The following is a 17697-nucleotide window of genomic DNA, read 5'->3' as shown; positions in this document are numbered from 1 at the left end:
ATCCTCCCAGACAGGATGAATCACAAATCAGCTCCAACAGGAATCCCCGCGATTCAGGTTTTCAGTCGGATGCTTTAACGCTCCGTCAGCTTCAGCTCGATCCTACGGTTTGCCGCCAGCGCCTCGGGTGAAGAGCCCGGCGCCACCGGCCGGTATTCCCCGAACCCGGCCGCCGCCAGCCGCTGCGGCGGGAAGCCAAGCTGCTCGGTCATGAACCGCACCACCGACAAAGCCCGCGCCTGGCTCAGTTCCCAGTTGTCGGCAAACCGCGATGCGCCGGTGATCGGTGTCGCGTCGGTATGCCCGTCGACCCGCAGGATCCAGTCGATTTCGGACGGGATCGCACCGGCAACCTCCTGCAGGATCCGCGCCACGCCGGCGATCTGGTCTGCTCCTTCGAGAGAGAGGTCGGCAGAGCCGATCTCGAACAGCACCTCTGACGAGAACACGAAGCGGTCGCCCACGATCTCGATGCCCTCGCGCTGCCCCAGAAGATCGCGCAGCTGGCCGAAGAACTCCGACCGATAGCGTTCGAGATCCCGCGCTTCCTCCTCGAGCCGCGCCGCTCGTTCAGCCAGCAGTTCGGCACGCTCCGCCTCCGCTTCTGCCCGCCGCCGTTCCTCGGCCGCGGCCCGCGCCAGCGCAGTGTTGAGGTCTGAGCCAAGCGTCTCGATCCGTACCTGCGCCGCCGCATCCCGTTCCGCCGCCGCATCGAGAAGCCCCTGCAGGGAATTGAGCTGGCTGCGCAACTCCGCAATTTGCCCGTTCAGCGCTGCGACCTGCCGCAGGCCCTCCGCCGATTTGGCCTCCTCCGCGGCCAGCGCCTCATTGGCCTGCGACAGAAGAAGCGCGTTCCGCTCCGCCTCGCTCAAGCCGTCCTCCGCGGCCTGCTCCGCCTCGATCTGGGCGGCAAGCGCTGCGGCGAGACTGTCGCGCAGCCGCTCCTGATCTTCGAGAAGCGACGCGACCTCTGCCGACTGCGCGGCCTCGGCGGCAAGCGCTGCCGTCAGTTGCCGGGTCATCTCCTCGGCACTCACCTCAAGTGCGGCCACGTCCTCGCCAAGCGCGGTCAGCCGGGCCTCCGCTTCGGCACGCGCCGTAGTTTCGGCCTGCAACGCCGCCTCCGCCGCGGCCAGCGCAGCCTGCACTTCCTCCAGCGTCCCGGCCTGCTCAGCGGCCTCTGCCTCCGCCGCCGCAAGTTCCTCACGCCGCGCCGCCTGCGCCGCGACTGCCGCGGCAAGCCGTTCGTTCAGCTGATCCCGATCGCCCTCGAGCACCGCCAGTTCCTCGGCCAGCGCCGCGCGATCGGCCAGGGCTTCGGCAAGGCGGTTCGTCAGCCCTTCCTCTGCCGCGCGGGCGGCGGCCAGAAGCGTCAACGTCTCTTCCGCTGCCTGCCGTTCCTCTTCAAGCCTGAGCGTCATTGCCGTCAGCTCGGCATCCGCATTCTCCAGCCGTTCGCGAAGGGCTTCCGCTGCCGCAGCATCGGCAAGTCGTGCTGCTTCTGCTTCGCTCAGTTCCTCAGACAGGTCGTCCCGCTCGGCCTCGAGGCTCGCAGTCAAGGCCTCGAGCGCCGCGCGCCGGGCAGCCGCAAGCCGGGCCGCCTCGGCGGCGGAATCAATCTCGTCCCGGGCCGCCGCCAGGGCAAGCTGCAACGCCTCCTGCTCGTCGATAAGCCGGGTCTGCGCCTCCTCTAACGCACTCACCTGATCGCGCGCTTCATTGCGCTGCGACAGAAGCGAGGCCACCTGCGCCTCAAAACTCGTGATCGCGGCGCTCTGTTCGGCGATCTCGTCGGCCTGCTGCGAAACCTGTGCATTGAGTGTCGCGATCAGCGCGCGCTGGCTCGCCGCCTCGTCCCGCGCCGCGCTCAGACTCGCGGAAAGCTCCGCCTCGCGGTCCTCCAGATTGGCCACCCGCTGCTGTTCCAGCCCCAGTGCCTGCGCAAGTGCCGTGACCTCGCCTGCCAGTTCATCCAGTTCGGTTTCCTGCCCGGTGATTGTCTGCTGCAGCACGAATTGCAGGATCATGAAGATCGTCAGCACGAACATCAGAACCAGCAGTAGCGCCGTCATCGCATCCACGAAGCCGGGCCAGATCGAGCCCGACACGCGGTTTGTCGCGCGGCGCATCATGGGGTCAACCGCCCCGGCCCAGCGCCTCGACCGCGCGGGTCAGGTTGTGGATGTCGGCACGAAGGTCGTCCATCATCTCCTGCCGCCCGCTGGCCAGTTCCTCGAGGATCTTCAGAAGCTGCACATCCATCGAGCGAAGCCGCATACGCGCCTCGGCATCCGTCTCGCCGCCGCCGCCGACACCCGACTCCAACGCGGCGGCCAAGCGTTCCTGCCCTGCCGCCAACCGCGCGAGCGTCGCCTCTGCGGTGTCCTCGCGCTCGATCCGCTCGACCAGACGCTCCACGCTCGCAGCGAGGTTGCTCAACCGCTCATCCACAAGATTGCGCGACGCGTCCGATGACTCGTAAAGGGTCGTCAGAGCATCCATCTGCTCGGCCATGTGGTCAAGCACCGCCGCCGTCGCTCCGCCGCCCCCGCTGTCGCCATCGGCATCCCCACCGGCAAAGCCGACCCGCGTGATGGTCGACAACCAGTCTTCAAGCTGGCGGTAGAACTGGTTCTGCCCGTGACTTGCAAAAAGTTCGAGAAGTCCGACGACGAGCGATCCCGCAAGCCCGATCAGCGAGGACGAGAACGCTACGCCCATTCCGCCGAGCTGCGCCTCGAGCCCGGTGATGAGACGGGAGAAAACGTTGACCCCACCAAGATCCTCGCCCTCTGCGGGGGCCAGCGATCGGATCGTATCGACGACCGCCGGAACGGTCGTCGCAAGGCCATAGAACGTGCCCAGAAGACCAAGGAAAATCAGAACGTTGACGATGTATCGCGTGATATCCCGCGCCTCGTCGATCCGCGTTGCCACCGAATCGAGGATCGACCGCGAGGACGAAGTGCCAAGCTGTGCCCGCGCACCCCGCGCCCTCAGAAGCGCAGCGAGAGAGGCCAGAAGACGCGGCGCACGGGTAAACTGGTGCCCGGGCCGTTCCTGCACGAAGCCCTCGATCCAGATCACCGACGAGACAAGCTGCCAGAGCTGCCAGAAACAGGCGAGCACCCCGATCACGAAGACCGCCCCGATCACGCCGTTGAGCCAAAGGTTCGCCAGGAAAACCGGCGCCACCGTTGGCCACGCGATATAGGCCAATCCCCCTACCAGCAGCAGCACGATGATCATCAGGATGATCTGCCGCACCGGTTGGGTAAACTGCGCCTGCGCCTCTCGTTCCAGCCGGTCCATATGTAGGCCTGTCCTGCCGCTGGTTATCGTTGTTAAACACAATAGAGGCTGCGTCTGCCCCTGCCAACACGCAAATTATTGTGGTCCGGCCTTGATCTTCCGCACCCGGCGGGCAAGCCAGCTCAACTCCTCGTCGGCGATGCCAAGCTCGTCAAGGTGCTGCGCGGTATTGAACAGATAGGTGTCGTTCGGCCCGCGCCCGCCCACGGCGTGAGCGATCCGTCCCGCCTGCTCTTCCAGCGAAAGCTGGCAATACTGGCGGTGTGCCCGGTCCACCACATAAGTCACCGCCGCGACTTCCCGCCCGTCTTCCAGCCGCACTTGCACGGTCTGTTCGAGATAGGCCGACGAAATCAGCTCGCGTTCCCTCAGATAGCCCATCGTTTCCGCCTCGCTGCCCGGTTCGGCGCGCATGGCGACGCCTTCACAGGCCGCGCCCGGATGCGCGTCAAGCGCCAGAACAAGCCCGGGTTCTTCCTCCGTACCCCGGTGGTGCACCGACAGCATGCAGAAACTGCGCGCGAAATCCTTCAGCCGTGCCACCCGACGCTCGGCTACGGGAAAGCCCGGATCCCAGATCAGGGAGGCATATCCAAAGACCCAGAGGTCGCGTTCTGTCATCCGGCTGGCCCTTCCTGTCCGCACTCTCTAAATCATGGACGGCACCAACCGAAAAGGGCAGCCATGCGAAAACTCCTCGCCCTCCCGATCCTCGCGGCCATCGTGTGGTCCGGCTGGTGGGTCGTTGCGCAGCAGGGCATAACGCGCGGGATCGACACCTGGTTACAGGCCCGTGAAGGCGAAGGCTGGCAAGCCGAGGCAGAGGTCGCGACGCGGGGCTTTCCCCTGACACTCGAAACCCGGCTGACAGATCTTGCCCTCGCCGATCCCGATACGGGCCTCGCCTGGAACGCGCCGGTCTTTTCCTTCACGGCCGCGGCCTATGCCCCGACGCGCGTCACCGCCACCTGGCCGGAAACCCAAACCATCGCCTCGCCCTTCGAACGGATCGAAATCCGGTCGCAGACGATGCAGGGCTTTCTCGGTCTCGTGCCGGGGCCCAACCTTGCCCTCGACGACAGCGACATCACCCTGGAACACCTGACCTTCGCCTCGACGGCGGGCTGGACGGCCGCGCTGGCCTCGGGCTCTCTCGTCACCCGTCGGCTCGACGAAGACCCACTTGCACACGACATCCGCTTCGCCACCCGAGATCTGGAACCCGCCGCACCGCTGCTCCGTATCATTGATCCCACCGGCCTTTTGCCTCAGGTGATCGCTGAAATGACGCTCGAGGCACGCGTCGCCTTCGACGCCCCGTGGGACAGGCGCGCCATCGAGGATCGCCGTCCACAGATCACTCGCCTCGAACTCGAAGGCGCCTCTGCCCGCTGGGGCGATATGGCGCTCGACGCCGCCGGTAGCCTGACGGTCGACCCAAAGGGCACCCCGGAAGGCCGGATCACGATCCGTGCCACAAACTGGCGCGACATGGTGGCCGTCGCCCGCGCTTCGGGAAGCCTGCCGGAAGGCATCGCCGACACGCTCGAGCGCGGGCTCGAAATCCTCGCAGGGCTCACAGGCAACCCCCGCACCATCGACGCGCCTCTGAGTTTTCAGAATGGCTTTGTCTCCCTTGGCCCCATCCCTCTCGGCCGCGCGCCTGCCTTCGTAATCCGTTAGGGCTTGCGGGCCACGCGCCGGCGCGAAAGACTGCTCCAGGGGACGGAGGAATGCATGCCGGACAACCCAGTCAACGTAGCCCTGATCGGAACAGGCATGGTCGGCGCGACCTATGCCGCGGCACTGGCGGATCTCGCAGATTCGATCCGGCTGACCCGCGTCCTGGCCCGCAGCCCGGGCTCGGCAGAACGCTTCATCAACGCCCAGGCCGGCCCCCTTCCCTTCCGGCCAGACGCCGCAGCATCCCTGACCGAAATCGCGGAAGATCCAGGCATCGGCTTCGTCATCCTCGCCACGCCCCCTGACCAGCGGCAGGAAATCGTCGAAGCGCTTGCCGCCGCCGGCAAGCCAATCCTCATGGAGAAACCGATCGAGCGTACGCTTGCCGCCGCCGCCCGCCTCTGCCAAATCACCGAATCCGCCGGTATCCCGCTTGGAATTGTCCTTCAGCACCGTGTGCGTCCCTCAGCCCGCCACCTTGCGGCGTGGATCGCGGATGAAACGCCCGGCCCGCTCCGCGCCGCCGAAATCTCTGTCCCGTGGTGGCGCCCGCAAAGTTATTACGACACACCTGGACGCGGCACCTATGCCCGCGACGGCGGTGGTGTCCTTCTCACCCAGGCCATCCACACTCTTGACCTTGCTCTGACCTTCACGCCCCCCATCACGTCGCTCACCGCCATGACGGCGACCACGGGCTTTCACGACATGGAAGCCGAGGATTTCGTCACCGCCGGCCTCACTTTCGAGGGCGGTGCGGTCGGCACCCTCTTCGCCACGACTGCCGCTTTCCCGGGCCGCACCGAGGAAATTCGCCTGCACTACCGCGACGCTTCCGTCGCCCTGCGTGCCGCGGAGATCGAGATTAACCGCCAAGACGGCAGCTCGGAAACGATCGGCACCGTTGCCTCATCCGGCGCCGGGGCCGATCCGATGGCATTTACCTCCGACTGGCACCGTGACGTCATCGCGGATTTCGCCGCTGCCCTGCGCAAAGGGCACTCTCCCGTTGCCCCGGCCCGCTCGGCGCTCGCCGCCCATGCACTGATTGACGCCATCGAACGCGCCGCGCGATCCGGCGCCCCGACACAACCGGAGATCCCAGAATGACAGGCCCTTCAATCGGCGTTCTCGGAATTGATCACGGTCACATCTTCGGGATGCTCTCCCACCTTCTTGCCCGTGGCGCGACCTTCAAGGCGTGGTGGACGCACGGGCCCGCCGTCACCGAACCCAAGTTCCGCGAAACCTATCCCGGCGTTCCGCGCACCGTCACCAAGCAGGCGATCCTCGATGATCCCGGGATCGACCTCATCCTTATCGCCGCCGTCCCGGCGGACCGCGCCGCCCTTGCCGCAGAAGCCATGCGCCATGGCAAGGACGTGATGACGGACAAACCCGGATGCACCACGCTCGAACAGCTTGAAGCCCTGCAACGGACGCAATACGAAACCGGTCGCATCTGGTCGGTCAACTTCTCCGAGCGCTTCCAGGTGCCCGCCGTCGCCCGGGCCGAAGAACTCGTGGCCGAAGGCGCCATCGGCCGTGTCGTGCAGGTCGTGACGCTCGCCCCCCACAAGCAGAACCTTTCAACCCGCCCGCCCTGGTATTTCGAGCGGGCCCGTTACGGCGGCATCCTCACCGATATCGGCTCGCACCAGATCGATCAGGTCCTTTATTTCACTGGCTCGTCCGAGGCCCGCATCCTCCACGCCCATGTCGAGAACACCACTCGCCCCGAGTACCCCGGTTTCCAGGATTACGGCGAGGCATCCCTGGCCACGCCCGGCGGCCACGGCTTCATCCGCGTCGACTGGTTCACGCCCGATGGCCTGCCCACCTGGGGCGACGGTCGGCTTTTTCTGCTTGGCACCGAGGGCACGATCGAGATCCGCAAATACACCGATATCGGTCAGCCGCACCGCACCGACACCCTCTACCTCGTGAACCGAACTGAAAACACGCGGATCGATTGCGCCGGCGGTCCGCTTCCCTATTTCGACCGGCTCCTTGCCGACATTCGCGACCGGTCCGAAACTGCGATGCCCCAAACCCATCCCTTCGCGGTAATGGAGCTAGCGATCCGCGCGCAGGAGTTGGCCGAACGTGGCTGATCCCCTGCGCACCGCCATCGTCGGCGCCGGAATCGGGGCCCAGCATCTGGAAGCCTACCGCGCCTTGCCCGACCGCTTCGAGGTCACCGCGATCTGCGATCTCGACCTCTTCCGCACCCGAGCCATCGCGGGCGAACTCACTGTCACCGACGATTTCGAAAGCCTGCTCGCCGATCCCGACCTGGATATCGTCGACATCTGCCTCCCCCCGCATCTCCACACCGAAGCAATTCTTGCCAGCCTCGCAGCGGGCAAACACACGATCTGCGAAAAGCCGCTTGCAACCAGCCTTGCCGAAATCGACCGGATCGAAGTGGCCGAAGCCGCAAGCACGGCGCGCGTCTTCCCCGTCTTTCAATATCGCTTCGGCCCCGCCGCCCGGGCACTTTCCGCCCTCCGCGACGGCGGGTTTCTCGGCACGCCTCTGGCCGCCGCTCTCGAAACCCATTGGAACCGGGGCGGCGACTATTACGCCGTTCCCTGGCGCGGCACCTGGGCGGGCGAGATGGGGGGCGCGATCCTCGGGCACGCGATCCACGCCCATGATTGGTTAAGCTTTGCGATGGGCCCCGTCGCCTCTGTCTTTGCGCGGCTGGCCACCCGTGCCAATCCGATCGAGGTCGAGGATTGCGCCGCCCTCGCCCTCACGCTCACCGACGGCACCCCCGTGACAAGCTCTGTCACCCTCGGCGCGGCCAGCGACACAACGCGCATCCGCCTTGTGTATCAGAACCTTACGGCGGAGAGCGGCACCAATCCCTACAAGCCGGCCGAGGGTGAGTGGGCCTATCTCGCACGCGATCCTACCCGCCAGCCCGAAGTCGACGCCATCGTCGCATCGTCACAAGAGGGGCCAAATGGCTATGCCGGCCTCTTTGCCGCAATTTCCGACGCGCTCTCCGGCGCACCTTCGGGCCCAGTGACCCTGGCTGATGCGCGCGCCTCGATCGAACTCGTCACGGCAATCTACGCCTCTGCCCGCGACGACCGCCCCGTATCGCTCCCGGTCGCGTCAGGAGAGCCGTTCCGGCAAAGCTGGCTTCCCGCGCTCTAGGTCTTGTTCAGCCAGGGAAACTCTCTTTCGGAACTGGTCATGCCGAGAAAATCGAGCATTCTTCCGTAGGATCCCGGCTCCGCCACGTTCAGTACAAGAAGATCATCTGGGCGGTTCCGAAAATGCGCCTTTACGGCGGCGTTATGCGCTTCGTAACCCGCAATCGCCAGATCCCGGTCGAAGGGCGATTCAGGTGTGGTTCCATAGAACTCCGTGATCCTAAGCGTCCAGCCCCGCCGCAAATCCGGCGCCCGCTCCAGCGCCTTACGGTCTGGCAAGGACCCGCCCGTACCAAGGCGCTTGATCTGATAGCGCACCGCGCTGTCATACCACTCCTCGGAACTTCCCCGCACGGTCAGGATGAATTTCGACTCGGGGAGACCGTCGTCCATGTACCGAAACGTGTCCTGCGCTGAAAACGGCAGGTCCTGAAACGCGTCGTAGCGCGCGCAGTACCGGAGGATCGGCTCGAAGTTGCGGTCGGCCCAGTACAGGAAATGGCGATACCTGAGTTCGATTTCATCTCCCATCAGGAAGCCAAGCCCCCGCAGCGCGGCTTCCATCGATGTCGTGCCGGTCTTGCCACGGCCGACGCAGAAAACCTTGAATCCGGGCCGTCGGCCCTGAAGGTTCAGCTTCACGCGTTCCGCCTCGAGAAACAGATGCCGCTTCAGACGACGTGTCTGAAGCCAGGCCTCCTCCATGACGATCTTCATGCCTGCCTCACAAACGTCACCCCGCACGCTCCGCCCGGCCCATCATCGTCAATGCTGCCTGGCCCGGCAATGCCCCGTCTGCCAGGCTGCCCCTCCACATTGGCAAAATACTCCGGGGGGCCGCTCGGCACGGGCGGTGGGGGCAGCGCCCCCTCCCGGCCCCCGAAACAAAGCGGGGCGCCCCGAAGGACGCCCCGAACATCTGCTGCTCAAACTCACTCAGCAGCTGTAGTACATCTTGAATTCAACCGGATGCGGCGTGTGCTCGAAGGCATAGATCTCTTCCCACTTGAGCTCCATGTAACCTTCGATCTGGTCTTTCGTGAACACGTCACCCGCAAGCAGGAAGTCCATGTCGGCCTCGAGTTCCTCCATCGCCTCGCGCAGGGACGCGCAGACGGTGGGGATGCCTTCCAGCTCTTCCGGCGGCAGATCGTACAGATCCTTGTCCATCGCCTCGCCGGGATCGATCTTGTTCTTGATCCCGTCTAGCCCGGCCATCAGAAGCGCCGAGAAGCAAAGATACGGGTTCGCCGACGGATCGGGGAAACGGGCTTCCACACGCTTGGCTTTCGGGCTTTCGGTCCACGGGATCCGCACGCAGCCCGAACGGTTCCGCGCCGAGTAGGCGCGAAGAACGGGCGCCTCAAAGCCCGGGATAAGGCGTTTGTAGGAGTTGGTGGACGGGTTGGTGAACGCGTTCAGCGCCTTGGCATGCTTCAGGATCCCGCCGATATAGTAGAGCGCTTCCTGGCTCAGGTCAGCGTACTTGTCGCCCGCGAAGAGCGGCTTGCCGTCCTTCCAGATCGACATGTTGCAGTGCATGCCGGTGCCGTTGTCGCCCGCGATCGGCTTCGGCATGAACGTCGCCGATTTGCCGTAGGCGTGCGCCACATTGTGGATCACGTACTTGTACTTCTGAAGCTGGTCACCCTGGTCGGTCAGCGACGAGAAGATGAGGCCCAGCTCGTGCTGGCACGACGCCACCTCGTGGTGGTGCTTGTCCACCTTCATGCCGATCCGCTTCATCGTCGACAGCATTTCCGAGCGAATGTCCTGGCCATCATCGACCGGCGGCACGGGAAAATAGCCGCCCTTGATGCCGGGGCGGTGCCCCATGTTGCCCATTTCGTATTCGGTATCGGTGTTCCAGGACGCATCGAGCGCGTCGACCTCGTAGGACACCTTGTTCATCTCGACGGAATATTTCACGTCGTCGAACAGGAAGAATTCCGCTTCAGGCCCGAAATACGCCACATCGCCGATTCCGGAAGACTTCAGATATTCTTCAGCGTTGCGCGCCGTGCCCCGGGGATCGCGCTCATACCGTTCGTTCGTGTCGGGTTCGAGCACCGTGCAGTGAACCGCAAGCGTCTTTTCCGCAAAGAACGGATCCATATAGGCCGACGACGGATCGGGCATCAGCTTCATGTCCGACTGATCGATCGACTTCCAGCCCGCGATCGACGAGCCGTCGAACATGAAGCCCTCGTCAAGGAAATCCTCGTCAACCTGATCCGACATCACCGTCACATGCTGCAGCTTGCCGCGCGGGTCGGTGAAGCGGATGTCGACGTATTCGACTTCCTCGTCCTTGATGGTCTTGAGCATCTCAGATTTACTCATAGTCGCCCTTTTCCTTCTTGAATTTGGCCGTTTTTCCGGGGCCTTGGCCCCCCTGACTAAAGTGCGTCGCCGCCCGTTTCACCGGTCCGGATCCGCAAAGCGTTCTCGACGGGCAGGACGAAGATCTTGCCGTCGCCGATCTTGTCGGTCTTGGCCGCCTCGACGATGGCGGCAATCGCGGCGTCGACCTGATCGTCATCGAGAACGACCTCGATCTTCACCTTGGGCAGGAAATCCACCACGTATTCCGCACCGCGATAAAGCTCGGTATGGCCCTTCTGCCGGCCGAAGCCCTTGACCTCGAGGACCGAAAGACCCTGCACGCCGATCTCCTGGAGCGCCTCTTTCACCTCGTCGAGCTTGAACGGTTTGATGATCGCCTCGACTTTTTTCATTCTGAAAAAATCTCCTCCTGGAAAGCAGATGCCGCGGTTCCCCGGGGCGTGAGACCACTTCCCTCGGGGAGTGCCAATTCGGTAGGCTTCATGGGGGTCTGAAACCCGCCTGATTCCAACCTATGCGCCTATTTTTTGTGCATATAGACACGAAATCGGGCAGAATGAAAACATGTGCGTAGGAAATGAGCGAACTTCTCACCGCCGCCCAGATGCGCGCCATCGAACAGGCCGCGATCGCCTCGGGCGAGGTGACCGGCCTTGAACTGATGGAGCGGGCGGGCCGGGGCGTCGTCGAGGCGATCCTCGAGGAATGGCCCGAGCTTGCGAAAACCTCGCACCGCGCGGTGGTGCTCTGCGGGCCGGGGAACAACGGGGGCGATGGCTTTGTCGTGGCGCGGCTTCTGAAGCAGCGGGGCTGGGAGGTGGAGGTCTTTCTCTATGGTGATCCGGCGAAGCTGCCGCCGGATGCGCGGGTGAATCATGAGCGGTGGCAAAGAGAGGGTGCTATTCGCAAACTTACGGAGGAAGAGTTTCGCTCGGATCACCCGGTTCATGGACCCGCCTTCGCCGACATCTACGTTGATGCTATTTTTGGGACAGGCCTTACTCGTCCACCCCAAGGCGATCTTGCAATTCTTATGCGGCACTTTGGCGGCTTCGGCGGCGATGACTATGCGTCTCGCACTGTGGCAGTTGATGCTCCGTCAGGTCTTTGCCTCGACAGCGGTCGCTGCTTATCTGCTTCGGGGCACCCCGGAACGACAATTCCCCGTTCTGCTCTTACAGTCACCTTCGATAGCCCGAAACTTGGTCACATTATGGCGTACGGTCCTGAGTATTCCGGGGCGCTTTCGATCAAGGACATCGGGATCGCGAAGTTTCGAGAGAGACAATCACCCGATCACAGAACAGTACGCGTACCTCGCGCCGTTCTCGTTACGGGCGCACCACTCGTCGAGGATAGTCGGAGCTATCTTTGGGATGTTTCCTTACGGTTGCCAAAAGCGGAACAGACACACAAATACACCCACGGCCACGCCCTGATCCTCTCCGGCCCCGCCACCCGAACCGGTGCCGCCCGCCTCGCCGCCCGTGGCGCGCTGCGGATCGGCGCGGGGCTTGTCACCGTCGCGGCCCCTGCCCCGGCCCTTGCGGAACACGCAGCCCACCTCACCGCGATCATGCTGCGGGAGGCGAACGATGCGGGCGAGCTTGAAACCCTCCTAGAAGACGACCGGCTGAACGCGCTTTGCCTCGGGCCCGGGATGGGCACCGGGGAGCTTACGCGCAACATGGTTAAAGCCGCCCTAACCGCCCGGCGCGCGACAGTTCTCGATGCCGATGCGCTGACGACATTCGCGGAGGACCCAAGCGCGCTTTTCGGGATGCTCCACGAGACCTGCGTCCTCACCCCCCATGGCGGGGAGTTCGCGCGTCTCTTTCCCGATATCTCACAACGGCTTGCAGAGCCTGCCACGACGGGCCCGGCCTACTCGAAAGTAGATGCCACGCGCGCGGCGGCGGAACGCGCGGGGTGTACGGTTCTCTTCAAGGGCGCGGATACGGTGATCGCCGATCAGACCGGGAACTGCCGCATAAATTCAGCGGCTTACGATCGCGCCGCGCCCTGGCTTGCGACCGCCGGATCGGGCGATGTGCTCGCAGGCTTCATCACCGGGCTTCTGGCGCGCGGGCACGCGCCGATCGGAGCCGCCTCAACCGCCGCCTGGCTCCATGTCGAATGCGCGCGCTCCTTCGGGCCCGGGCTGATCGCCGAAGACATTCCCGAAGAACTTCCCAAGGTTTTCCAGCACCTTGGCCTCTGATCTTCATTTTGGCGAAAATACTCCCGCCCGAGGCATGAAATCTCTTCTCGCAACGCCACGCATCCTTTGCTAAACGGCGCCCCGGATGCGGGTGTGGCGAAATTGGTAGACGCACCAGATTTAGGTTCTGGCGCCGCAAGGCGTGGGGGTTCAAGTCCCTCCACCCGCACCACCGCACGGCAGGGTTACGATCTTTTTCGGGGCATAACGTCGCGTACACCCGGCGTACACAGCGCGTACACAGGGCGTACACCGGTTTTGCGCGCACCGCGCCGGTTAACGCGGCGTTCGCGCAACGGGCCGGAAGGGCGCGGGAATCACCTTGCACCCCGCCCCGAGCCCCCCTAGAAGAGCGCCTGATTTTCCGGACGGTCCCCGCATCCGGCGGGCCCCCTTTTATGTGAGGACACCCATGCAGGTCACCGAGACCCTGAACGACGGTCTGAAACGCGGCTACCAGATCACGGTTACGGCCGACGAGCTTGATGCGAAGGTCAACGAAAAGCTGACCGAGGCGCAGCCCCAGGTCGAGATGAAGGGCTTCCGCAAGGGCAAGGTGCCGCTGGCGCTTTTGAAGAAGCAGTTCGGCCAGCGTCTTCTCGGCGAGGCGATGCAGGAATCGATCGACGGGGCGATGGCGAAGCATTTCGAGGATACGGGCGACCGCCCGGCCTTCCAGCCCGACGTCAAGATGACGAACGAGGAGTGGAAGGAGGGCGACGACGTCGAGGTCGCGATGACCTACGAGGCGCTTCCGGAGATCCCGGATACCGACCTGTCCGGTGTGAAGCTCGAAAAGCTTGTGGCCGAGCCGGACGACAAGGCCGTGGACGAGGCGCTCGACAACCTCGCCGAGAGCGCCCAGTCCTTCGAAGACCGGCGCAAGGGATCGAAGGCGAAGGACGGCGACCAGGTGGTGATCGACTTCGTCGGCAAGATCGACGGCGAACCCTTCGACGGCGGCACCGCGGAGGATTACCCGCTGGTCCTGGGCTCCAACAGCTTCATCCCGGGGTTCGAGGATCAGCTCGTGGGCGCTAAGGCCGAGGAAGAGGTCGAGGTCAAGGTCAGCTTCCCCGAGGATTACCAGGCCGCGAACCTTGCCGGGAAGGAAGCGGTCTTCGACTGCACCGTGAAGGCCGTGAAAGCGCCCGCTAAGGCCGAAATCGACGACGAACTTGCGAAGCGCTACGGCGCCGAGGATCTGGAGTCGCTGAAGGGCCAGATCCGCGAGCGTCTGGCGGCGGAATATGGCGGCGCGGCGCGTCAGGTAATGAAGCGGGCGCTGCTTGACGAACTCGACAAGCTGTTCTCGTTCGATCTGCCCCCGACGCTTGTGGAAACCGAGGCCAAGCAGATCGCCCACCAGCTTTGGCACGAGGAAAATCCGGAGGTCGAAGGCCACGATCACGAAGAGGTCGTGCCGACCGACGAACACCAGAAGCTTGCCGAGCGCCGGGTGCGCCTTGGCCTTCTGCTGGCCGAACTCGGCCGCAAGAACAAGATCGAGGTCACCGATGCCGAGATGACGCAGGCCGTCATGACCCAGGCGCGGCAGTACCCGGGCCAGGAGCGGCAGTTCTTCGAGTTTGTCCAGCAGAACCCGCAGATGCGCCAGCAGATCCAGGCGCCGATCTTCGAAGACAAGGTTATCGATTACGTCTTCGAACTTGCCGAGGTGAAGGAAAAGAAGGTCTCGAAGAAGAAGCTTGAAGAAGCGATCGAGGCGCTCGAAGAAGAGTGATCTTTCAGGTCATGTGAGGATTGTGGGGCGGCTCCAAGGGCCGCCCTTTCACTTTGTGCCCGGCCGAGTCTGTGGTTTCGTGAACTGAAACCGTGGAATAAGGAGGGACAGCCCCCGTGGCCTTGACGATATCGGAACCGGTCGACACGCCGGAGGCGCTGCGCGACATCCTGCCCGAATGGACGGGGAATGCGAGCAAGAAGGACCATGACAGCATCAACGCTGTGGCCGAGGCGTTCATTGCGCAGTCGCCCTATGTGCTGATTTCGTCGGCCGGGGTCGGTAGGCGGCAAAGCATCTCTCCCAAAGGCGATGCGCCGGGGTTCGTGGAGGTTCATGACGACCGGACGCTGATCATCCCCGACCGGCTGGGCAATCACCGGCTGGACACGTTCGAGAACCTGATGACCGATCCGCGTGTTGGCCTGATCTTCCTGGTTCCGGGGCATACCGAGACGCTTCGCATCGCCGGAACGGGCCGGATCGCGCGGGACGAACCCCTGCGCGCGCGCCACTCGGTGAAGGGCAGGCTGCCCGATCTGGTGCTGGTCGTGGAGGTGGAGCAGGTGTTCATGCACTGCTCGAAATCGACGGTGCGCTCGAGGCTCTGGGCACCGGAGAGCTGGCCCGAGCGGCGGAGCGCGCCGACGCTGGCGGAGTGGGTGAAGAGCACGGTGGAGACCGACGAGACGCTGGACCAGGTGCAGGGCAATCACGACCGGGACAGGGAGACGCGGCTTTACTGAGGCCGCGGCGTCAGAGCCGGGCAGGCAGCGCATGCCCGTGGGGCGGCGGCCCTGCGGGCCTTGTTTCGGGCGGTTATTCCGCCGGGATCGCTGCTTCGCGCGGGGCGCGGATTTTCGGAAAGGGCACCAGTTTCTGCGCGTCCTCGTCCCAGAGCTTCAGTGTGAAGCTCCGAAGCGCCTCGGGCCAGCGGATCACCTCCGGCGACAGGATCCCCTGATCGCGGAGCGCCTTGTGACACTGGCGCAGACGGTAGGAGGGAATCCGCGGGTTCAGGTGGTGGATGTCGTGATAGGCGATGTTGCCGGTGCCCAGATCCCACCACCAGCCGAGATCGAGGGCCGAGGAGCCCTGGATCACCGCCGTCTCGAAATCGAGGTCGTCGCGGTGCGCCCAGTGGGTGTCTTCGAAATTGTGCTGGAGATAGACGAGAAACACTCCGATCCAGGTGGAGACGACCGCGGTGATGAAAAGGGTCAGGAGGCCCGAAAGCCCGAACGCGAGATACATCGCCGCGAAGAAGGCCAGAACCATCAGGTTATGGGCGAGAAGGCCCTTCCATCCGACATGGGCCGCGTTCTTGGGCCAGCGGTAGCGGATGAAATACGTCCAGAGCCCGCCCACCGGGATCATGATCAGGGGGTTGCGATAGAGCCGGTACCAGAGGCGCGTGTGCCACGGTGCCTCTTCCCACTCGCGCAGCGTCATGGTGTGCACTTCGCCCGTTTCGCGGTTGTCGAGGTTGCCCACGTTCGCGTGGTGGAGGTTGTGATTGTACTGCATCGCGCGGAACGGCGTGAGCGTCACGATCGAAAGGCCGTAGCCGGCCCAGATGTTGCCCCAGCGCGTGGAAAACAGGGAGAAGTGGCCCGTGTCGTGCTGCAATACGTAGAGCCGGACGCCGGCGAAGGCGCAGATGATCACGAGGGGTGCCATGGCGAGCCAGTTGCCCCAGAGGAGCGTCGCGCCGATCAGCGTGGCGAAGAAAACCGCGTAGGTTCCGAAGTAACTCGCCGCTGCAATCCGGTCGTCCTTCCCGCAATAGGCAAGTGAGGCGTCCTTGATCCGGCTCATCTGGGTCCCCCGTTCGTCGAAGCCTGTCCGGGGGCGCGCGCGCCCCCTCGATTCCCTAAGGTAAAGATAGTGTTGCGCTACCCCGCGTCCAAGTGACCAGGGGAGTTGGAACCGCAAGTGGCGGATCTATGTTCAAAGAGCATGACCGACAGGCTTACCGAAACGTCCCGAACCACCGACACCCGCCGCATGAAGGCGATCCTGACACTGTGCGCGGCCGTTGCCTTCGCATCCGCCCCGTTCTGGACGTCGGGGTTCGGCGGGTTCGATCCGAACCGCTATCCCATTCCGCAGATCGACCCGCCGGTGCAGCCTGCGGGATACGCTTTCTCGATCTGGGGGCCGATCTATCTGTGGCTGATCGTATCGGCGGGCTTCGGCCTTTTCAGACGGGCGGAGGATGCGAACTGGGACAAGGTGCGGGTGCCGCTGATCCTGAGCCTCGTTCTGGGAACGCCATGGATATCCGTCGCGATGGTGAGCCCAATCTGGGCCACGGTGATGATCTGGGGGATGCTGGGGGGCGCGCTTCTGGCGCTTGCCCGTTCGCCGCTTGGCGATCACTGGTGGCTGCGGGCACCGCTTGCGCTCTATGCGGGCTGGCTGACGGCGGCATCCTTCGTGTCGCTTGCGCTTCTGGGCGCGGGATACGGCGTGGCGATGGGGGCCACCGGATGGGCCTGGGCGGCGCTGACCCTGGCGCTGGCCACCGGGCTAGCCGTGCAGCGGGCCCTGCCGGGTGCGCCGCTTTACGGGCTGGCGCTGGCATGGGCGCTTCTGGCCGTTGCCGTAAAGAACGGCGCGGCGGCGCCGGGGCTGACGGCCCTTGCGGGGATTGGCGTGGTGGCGAGCCTCGCGGCGGCGTGGATGTCGTGGCGCGAGGACACGGAGACCGCGCGCTAGCAGAGCCCTTTCAGATGCCGCGATCGATCTTCGTCGAGAGGTGGATCAGGCTTTCGGAGCTGCGCACCCCCGGGATCATGCCAATGGTGTCGAGGATCGTATCGAGATCCTCCGTCGTGCGGGTTGCGAGCGCGATGATCAGATCGAACCTGCCGGTTGTCGTGTGAACCTGGATGACTTCCGGCAAGGATTTCAGGCGAGAGAGCACCTGGGGCGTGCTACGGGGTTCGATGGTCAGAAGGACGGTGGCGTGGACCCGCTGGGCCCGCGCCGCATCGCCGAGGCGGAGCGTATAGCCCGCGATCGTGCCCGAAACTTCGAGCCGTTCGAGCCGGGCCTGGACGGTGGAACGGGCCACCCCGAGCTTCTTGGCCATCGTCGCGACCGGGATGCGGGCGTTCGTGGCGAGGAGATTGAGCATCTGTCGGTCGAGATCATCCATTTTGACCGGTCTTATCGTCATTTTGACTGACATTGCCATTGAAATCGGCGATATTCCAGAC

The 17697-nt window shown here is 64.3% G+C and carries 16 protein-coding genes and 1 tRNA gene; 9 read left to right on the top strand and 8 right to left on the bottom strand.

The annotated features are described in order from the left end of the window. Positions 1-74 precede the first annotated feature (74 nt). From RXV90_RS07605 to RXV90_RS07595, 3 genes are all read right to left on the bottom strand, one after another. Positions 75-2132, bottom strand: a complete 2058-nt coding sequence (locus tag RXV90_RS07605) for a peptidoglycan -binding protein (RefSeq protein ID WP_316647921.1) — start codon at positions 2130-2132, stop codon at positions 75-77. Positions 2133-2136: 4 nt separating this feature from the next. Then, positions 2137-3312 (bottom strand): biopolymer transporter ExbB, encoded by a 1176-nt coding sequence (locus RXV90_RS07600; RefSeq protein WP_316647919.1) that lies wholly within the window; start codon positions 3310-3312, stop codon positions 2137-2139. Between the two features lie 75 nt (positions 3313-3387). After that, positions 3388-3933 carry a gamma-glutamylcyclotransferase gene (locus RXV90_RS07595; RefSeq protein ID WP_316647917.1) on the bottom strand — a complete coding sequence of 182 codons (546 nt, stop codon included), beginning with the start codon at positions 3931-3933 and terminating at the stop codon, positions 3388-3390. Positions 3934-3996: 63 nt separating this feature from the next. Here RXV90_RS07595 and RXV90_RS07590 point away from each other — a divergent pair, with 63 nt between their 5' ends. The 4 genes from RXV90_RS07590 to RXV90_RS07575 are packed head-to-tail and all read left to right on the top strand — an operon-like array spanning position 3997 to position 8163. Beyond that, a complete protein-coding gene (locus RXV90_RS07590; protein ID WP_316647916.1) occupies positions 3997-4995 on the top strand; it encodes a DUF2125 domain-containing protein in 999 nt (332 codons plus the stop codon). Between the two features lie 54 nt (positions 4996-5049). Next, the gene (locus RXV90_RS07585) at positions 5050-6105 is read left to right on the top strand and encodes a Gfo/Idh/MocA family protein (protein WP_316647915.1); all 1056 of its coding nucleotides are present in this window, start codon (positions 5050-5052) and stop codon (positions 6103-6105) included. Then, positions 6102-7109: a Gfo/Idh/MocA family protein gene (locus tag RXV90_RS07580; RefSeq protein ID WP_316647914.1), complete on the top strand. Its 1008-nt coding sequence runs from the start codon at positions 6102-6104 to the stop codon at positions 7107-7109. The genes RXV90_RS07585 and RXV90_RS07580 overlap by 4 nt, the downstream gene beginning before the upstream one ends. After that, positions 7102-8163 carry a Gfo/Idh/MocA family protein gene (locus tag RXV90_RS07575; protein WP_316647913.1) on the top strand — a complete coding sequence of 354 codons (1062 nt, stop codon included), beginning with the start codon at positions 7102-7104 and terminating at the stop codon, positions 8161-8163. The genes RXV90_RS07580 and RXV90_RS07575 overlap by 8 nt, the downstream gene beginning before the upstream one ends. On the opposite strand, the gene RXV90_RS07570 is transcribed toward RXV90_RS07575, so the two are convergent. From RXV90_RS07570 to RXV90_RS07560, 3 genes are all read right to left on the bottom strand, one after another. After that, complete coding sequence (locus RXV90_RS07570; RefSeq protein ID WP_316647912.1) at positions 8160-8879, bottom strand: sulfotransferase; 720 nt, start codon at positions 8877-8879, stop codon at positions 8160-8162. The genes RXV90_RS07575 and RXV90_RS07570 overlap by 4 nt on opposite strands. Positions 8880-9098: 219 nt before the next feature. Then, positions 9099-10505, bottom strand: coding sequence for a type I glutamate--ammonia ligase (gene glnA, locus RXV90_RS07565; protein WP_316647911.1), 1407 nt, complete (start codon positions 10503-10505; stop codon positions 9099-9101). A 56-nt stretch (positions 10506-10561) separates the two neighbouring features. Next, positions 10562-10900 (bottom strand): P-II family nitrogen regulator, encoded by a 339-nt coding sequence (locus tag RXV90_RS07560; protein ID WP_316647910.1) that lies wholly within the window; start codon positions 10898-10900, stop codon positions 10562-10564. Between the two features lie 185 nt (positions 10901-11085). Between RXV90_RS07560 and RXV90_RS07555 the strand changes: the two genes are divergently transcribed. The 4 genes from RXV90_RS07555 to RXV90_RS07540 all read left to right on the top strand — a co-directional run bounded on the left by RXV90_RS07555 (position 11086) and on the right by RXV90_RS07540 (position 15219). After that, entirely contained in the window at positions 11086-12729 is a 1644-nt protein-coding gene (locus RXV90_RS07555) for an NAD(P)H-hydrate dehydratase (protein WP_316647909.1), read from the top strand. A gap of 87 nt (positions 12730-12816) precedes the next feature. Next, a tRNA-Leu gene (locus tag RXV90_RS07550) sits at positions 12817-12901 on the top strand. Between the two features lie 240 nt (positions 12902-13141). Beyond that, positions 13142-14473, top strand: a complete 1332-nt coding sequence (gene tig / locus RXV90_RS07545; RefSeq protein ID WP_316647908.1) for a trigger factor — start codon at positions 13142-13144, stop codon at positions 14471-14473. Positions 14474-14589: 116 nt separating this feature from the next. After that, a complete protein-coding gene (locus RXV90_RS07540) occupies positions 14590-15219 on the top strand; it encodes an MSMEG_1061 family FMN-dependent PPOX-type flavoprotein (RefSeq protein ID WP_316647907.1) in 630 nt (209 codons plus the stop codon). A gap of 73 nt (positions 15220-15292) precedes the next feature. On the opposite strand, the gene RXV90_RS07535 is transcribed toward RXV90_RS07540, so the two are convergent. Further along, entirely contained in the window at positions 15293-16291 is a 999-nt protein-coding gene (locus tag RXV90_RS07535) for a fatty acid desaturase (protein ID WP_316647906.1), read from the bottom strand. Between the two features lie 141 nt (positions 16292-16432). On the opposite strand from RXV90_RS07535, the gene RXV90_RS07530 reads away from it, so the two are divergent. Then, on the top strand, positions 16433-17194 hold the full coding sequence (locus RXV90_RS07530) for a hypothetical protein (RefSeq protein ID WP_316647905.1): 762 nt from the start codon (positions 16433-16435) through the stop codon (positions 17192-17194). A 10-nt stretch (positions 17195-17204) separates the two neighbouring features. Here the strand turns inward: RXV90_RS07530 and RXV90_RS07525 are convergent, their stop codons facing one another. Further along, entirely contained in the window at positions 17205-17636 is a 432-nt protein-coding gene (locus tag RXV90_RS07525; protein WP_316647904.1) for an Lrp/AsnC family transcriptional regulator, read from the bottom strand. Positions 17637-17697 lie beyond the last annotated feature (61 nt).

This window comes from Ovoidimarina sediminis (assembly GCF_032586175.1).
Taxonomy (GTDB): domain Bacteria; phylum Pseudomonadota; class Alphaproteobacteria; order Rhodobacterales; family Rhodobacteraceae; genus Ovoidimarina; species Ovoidimarina sediminis.
Note: the sequence above shows the minus strand (reverse complement) of the source record. Positions and strands in the feature narration are given on the sequence as shown.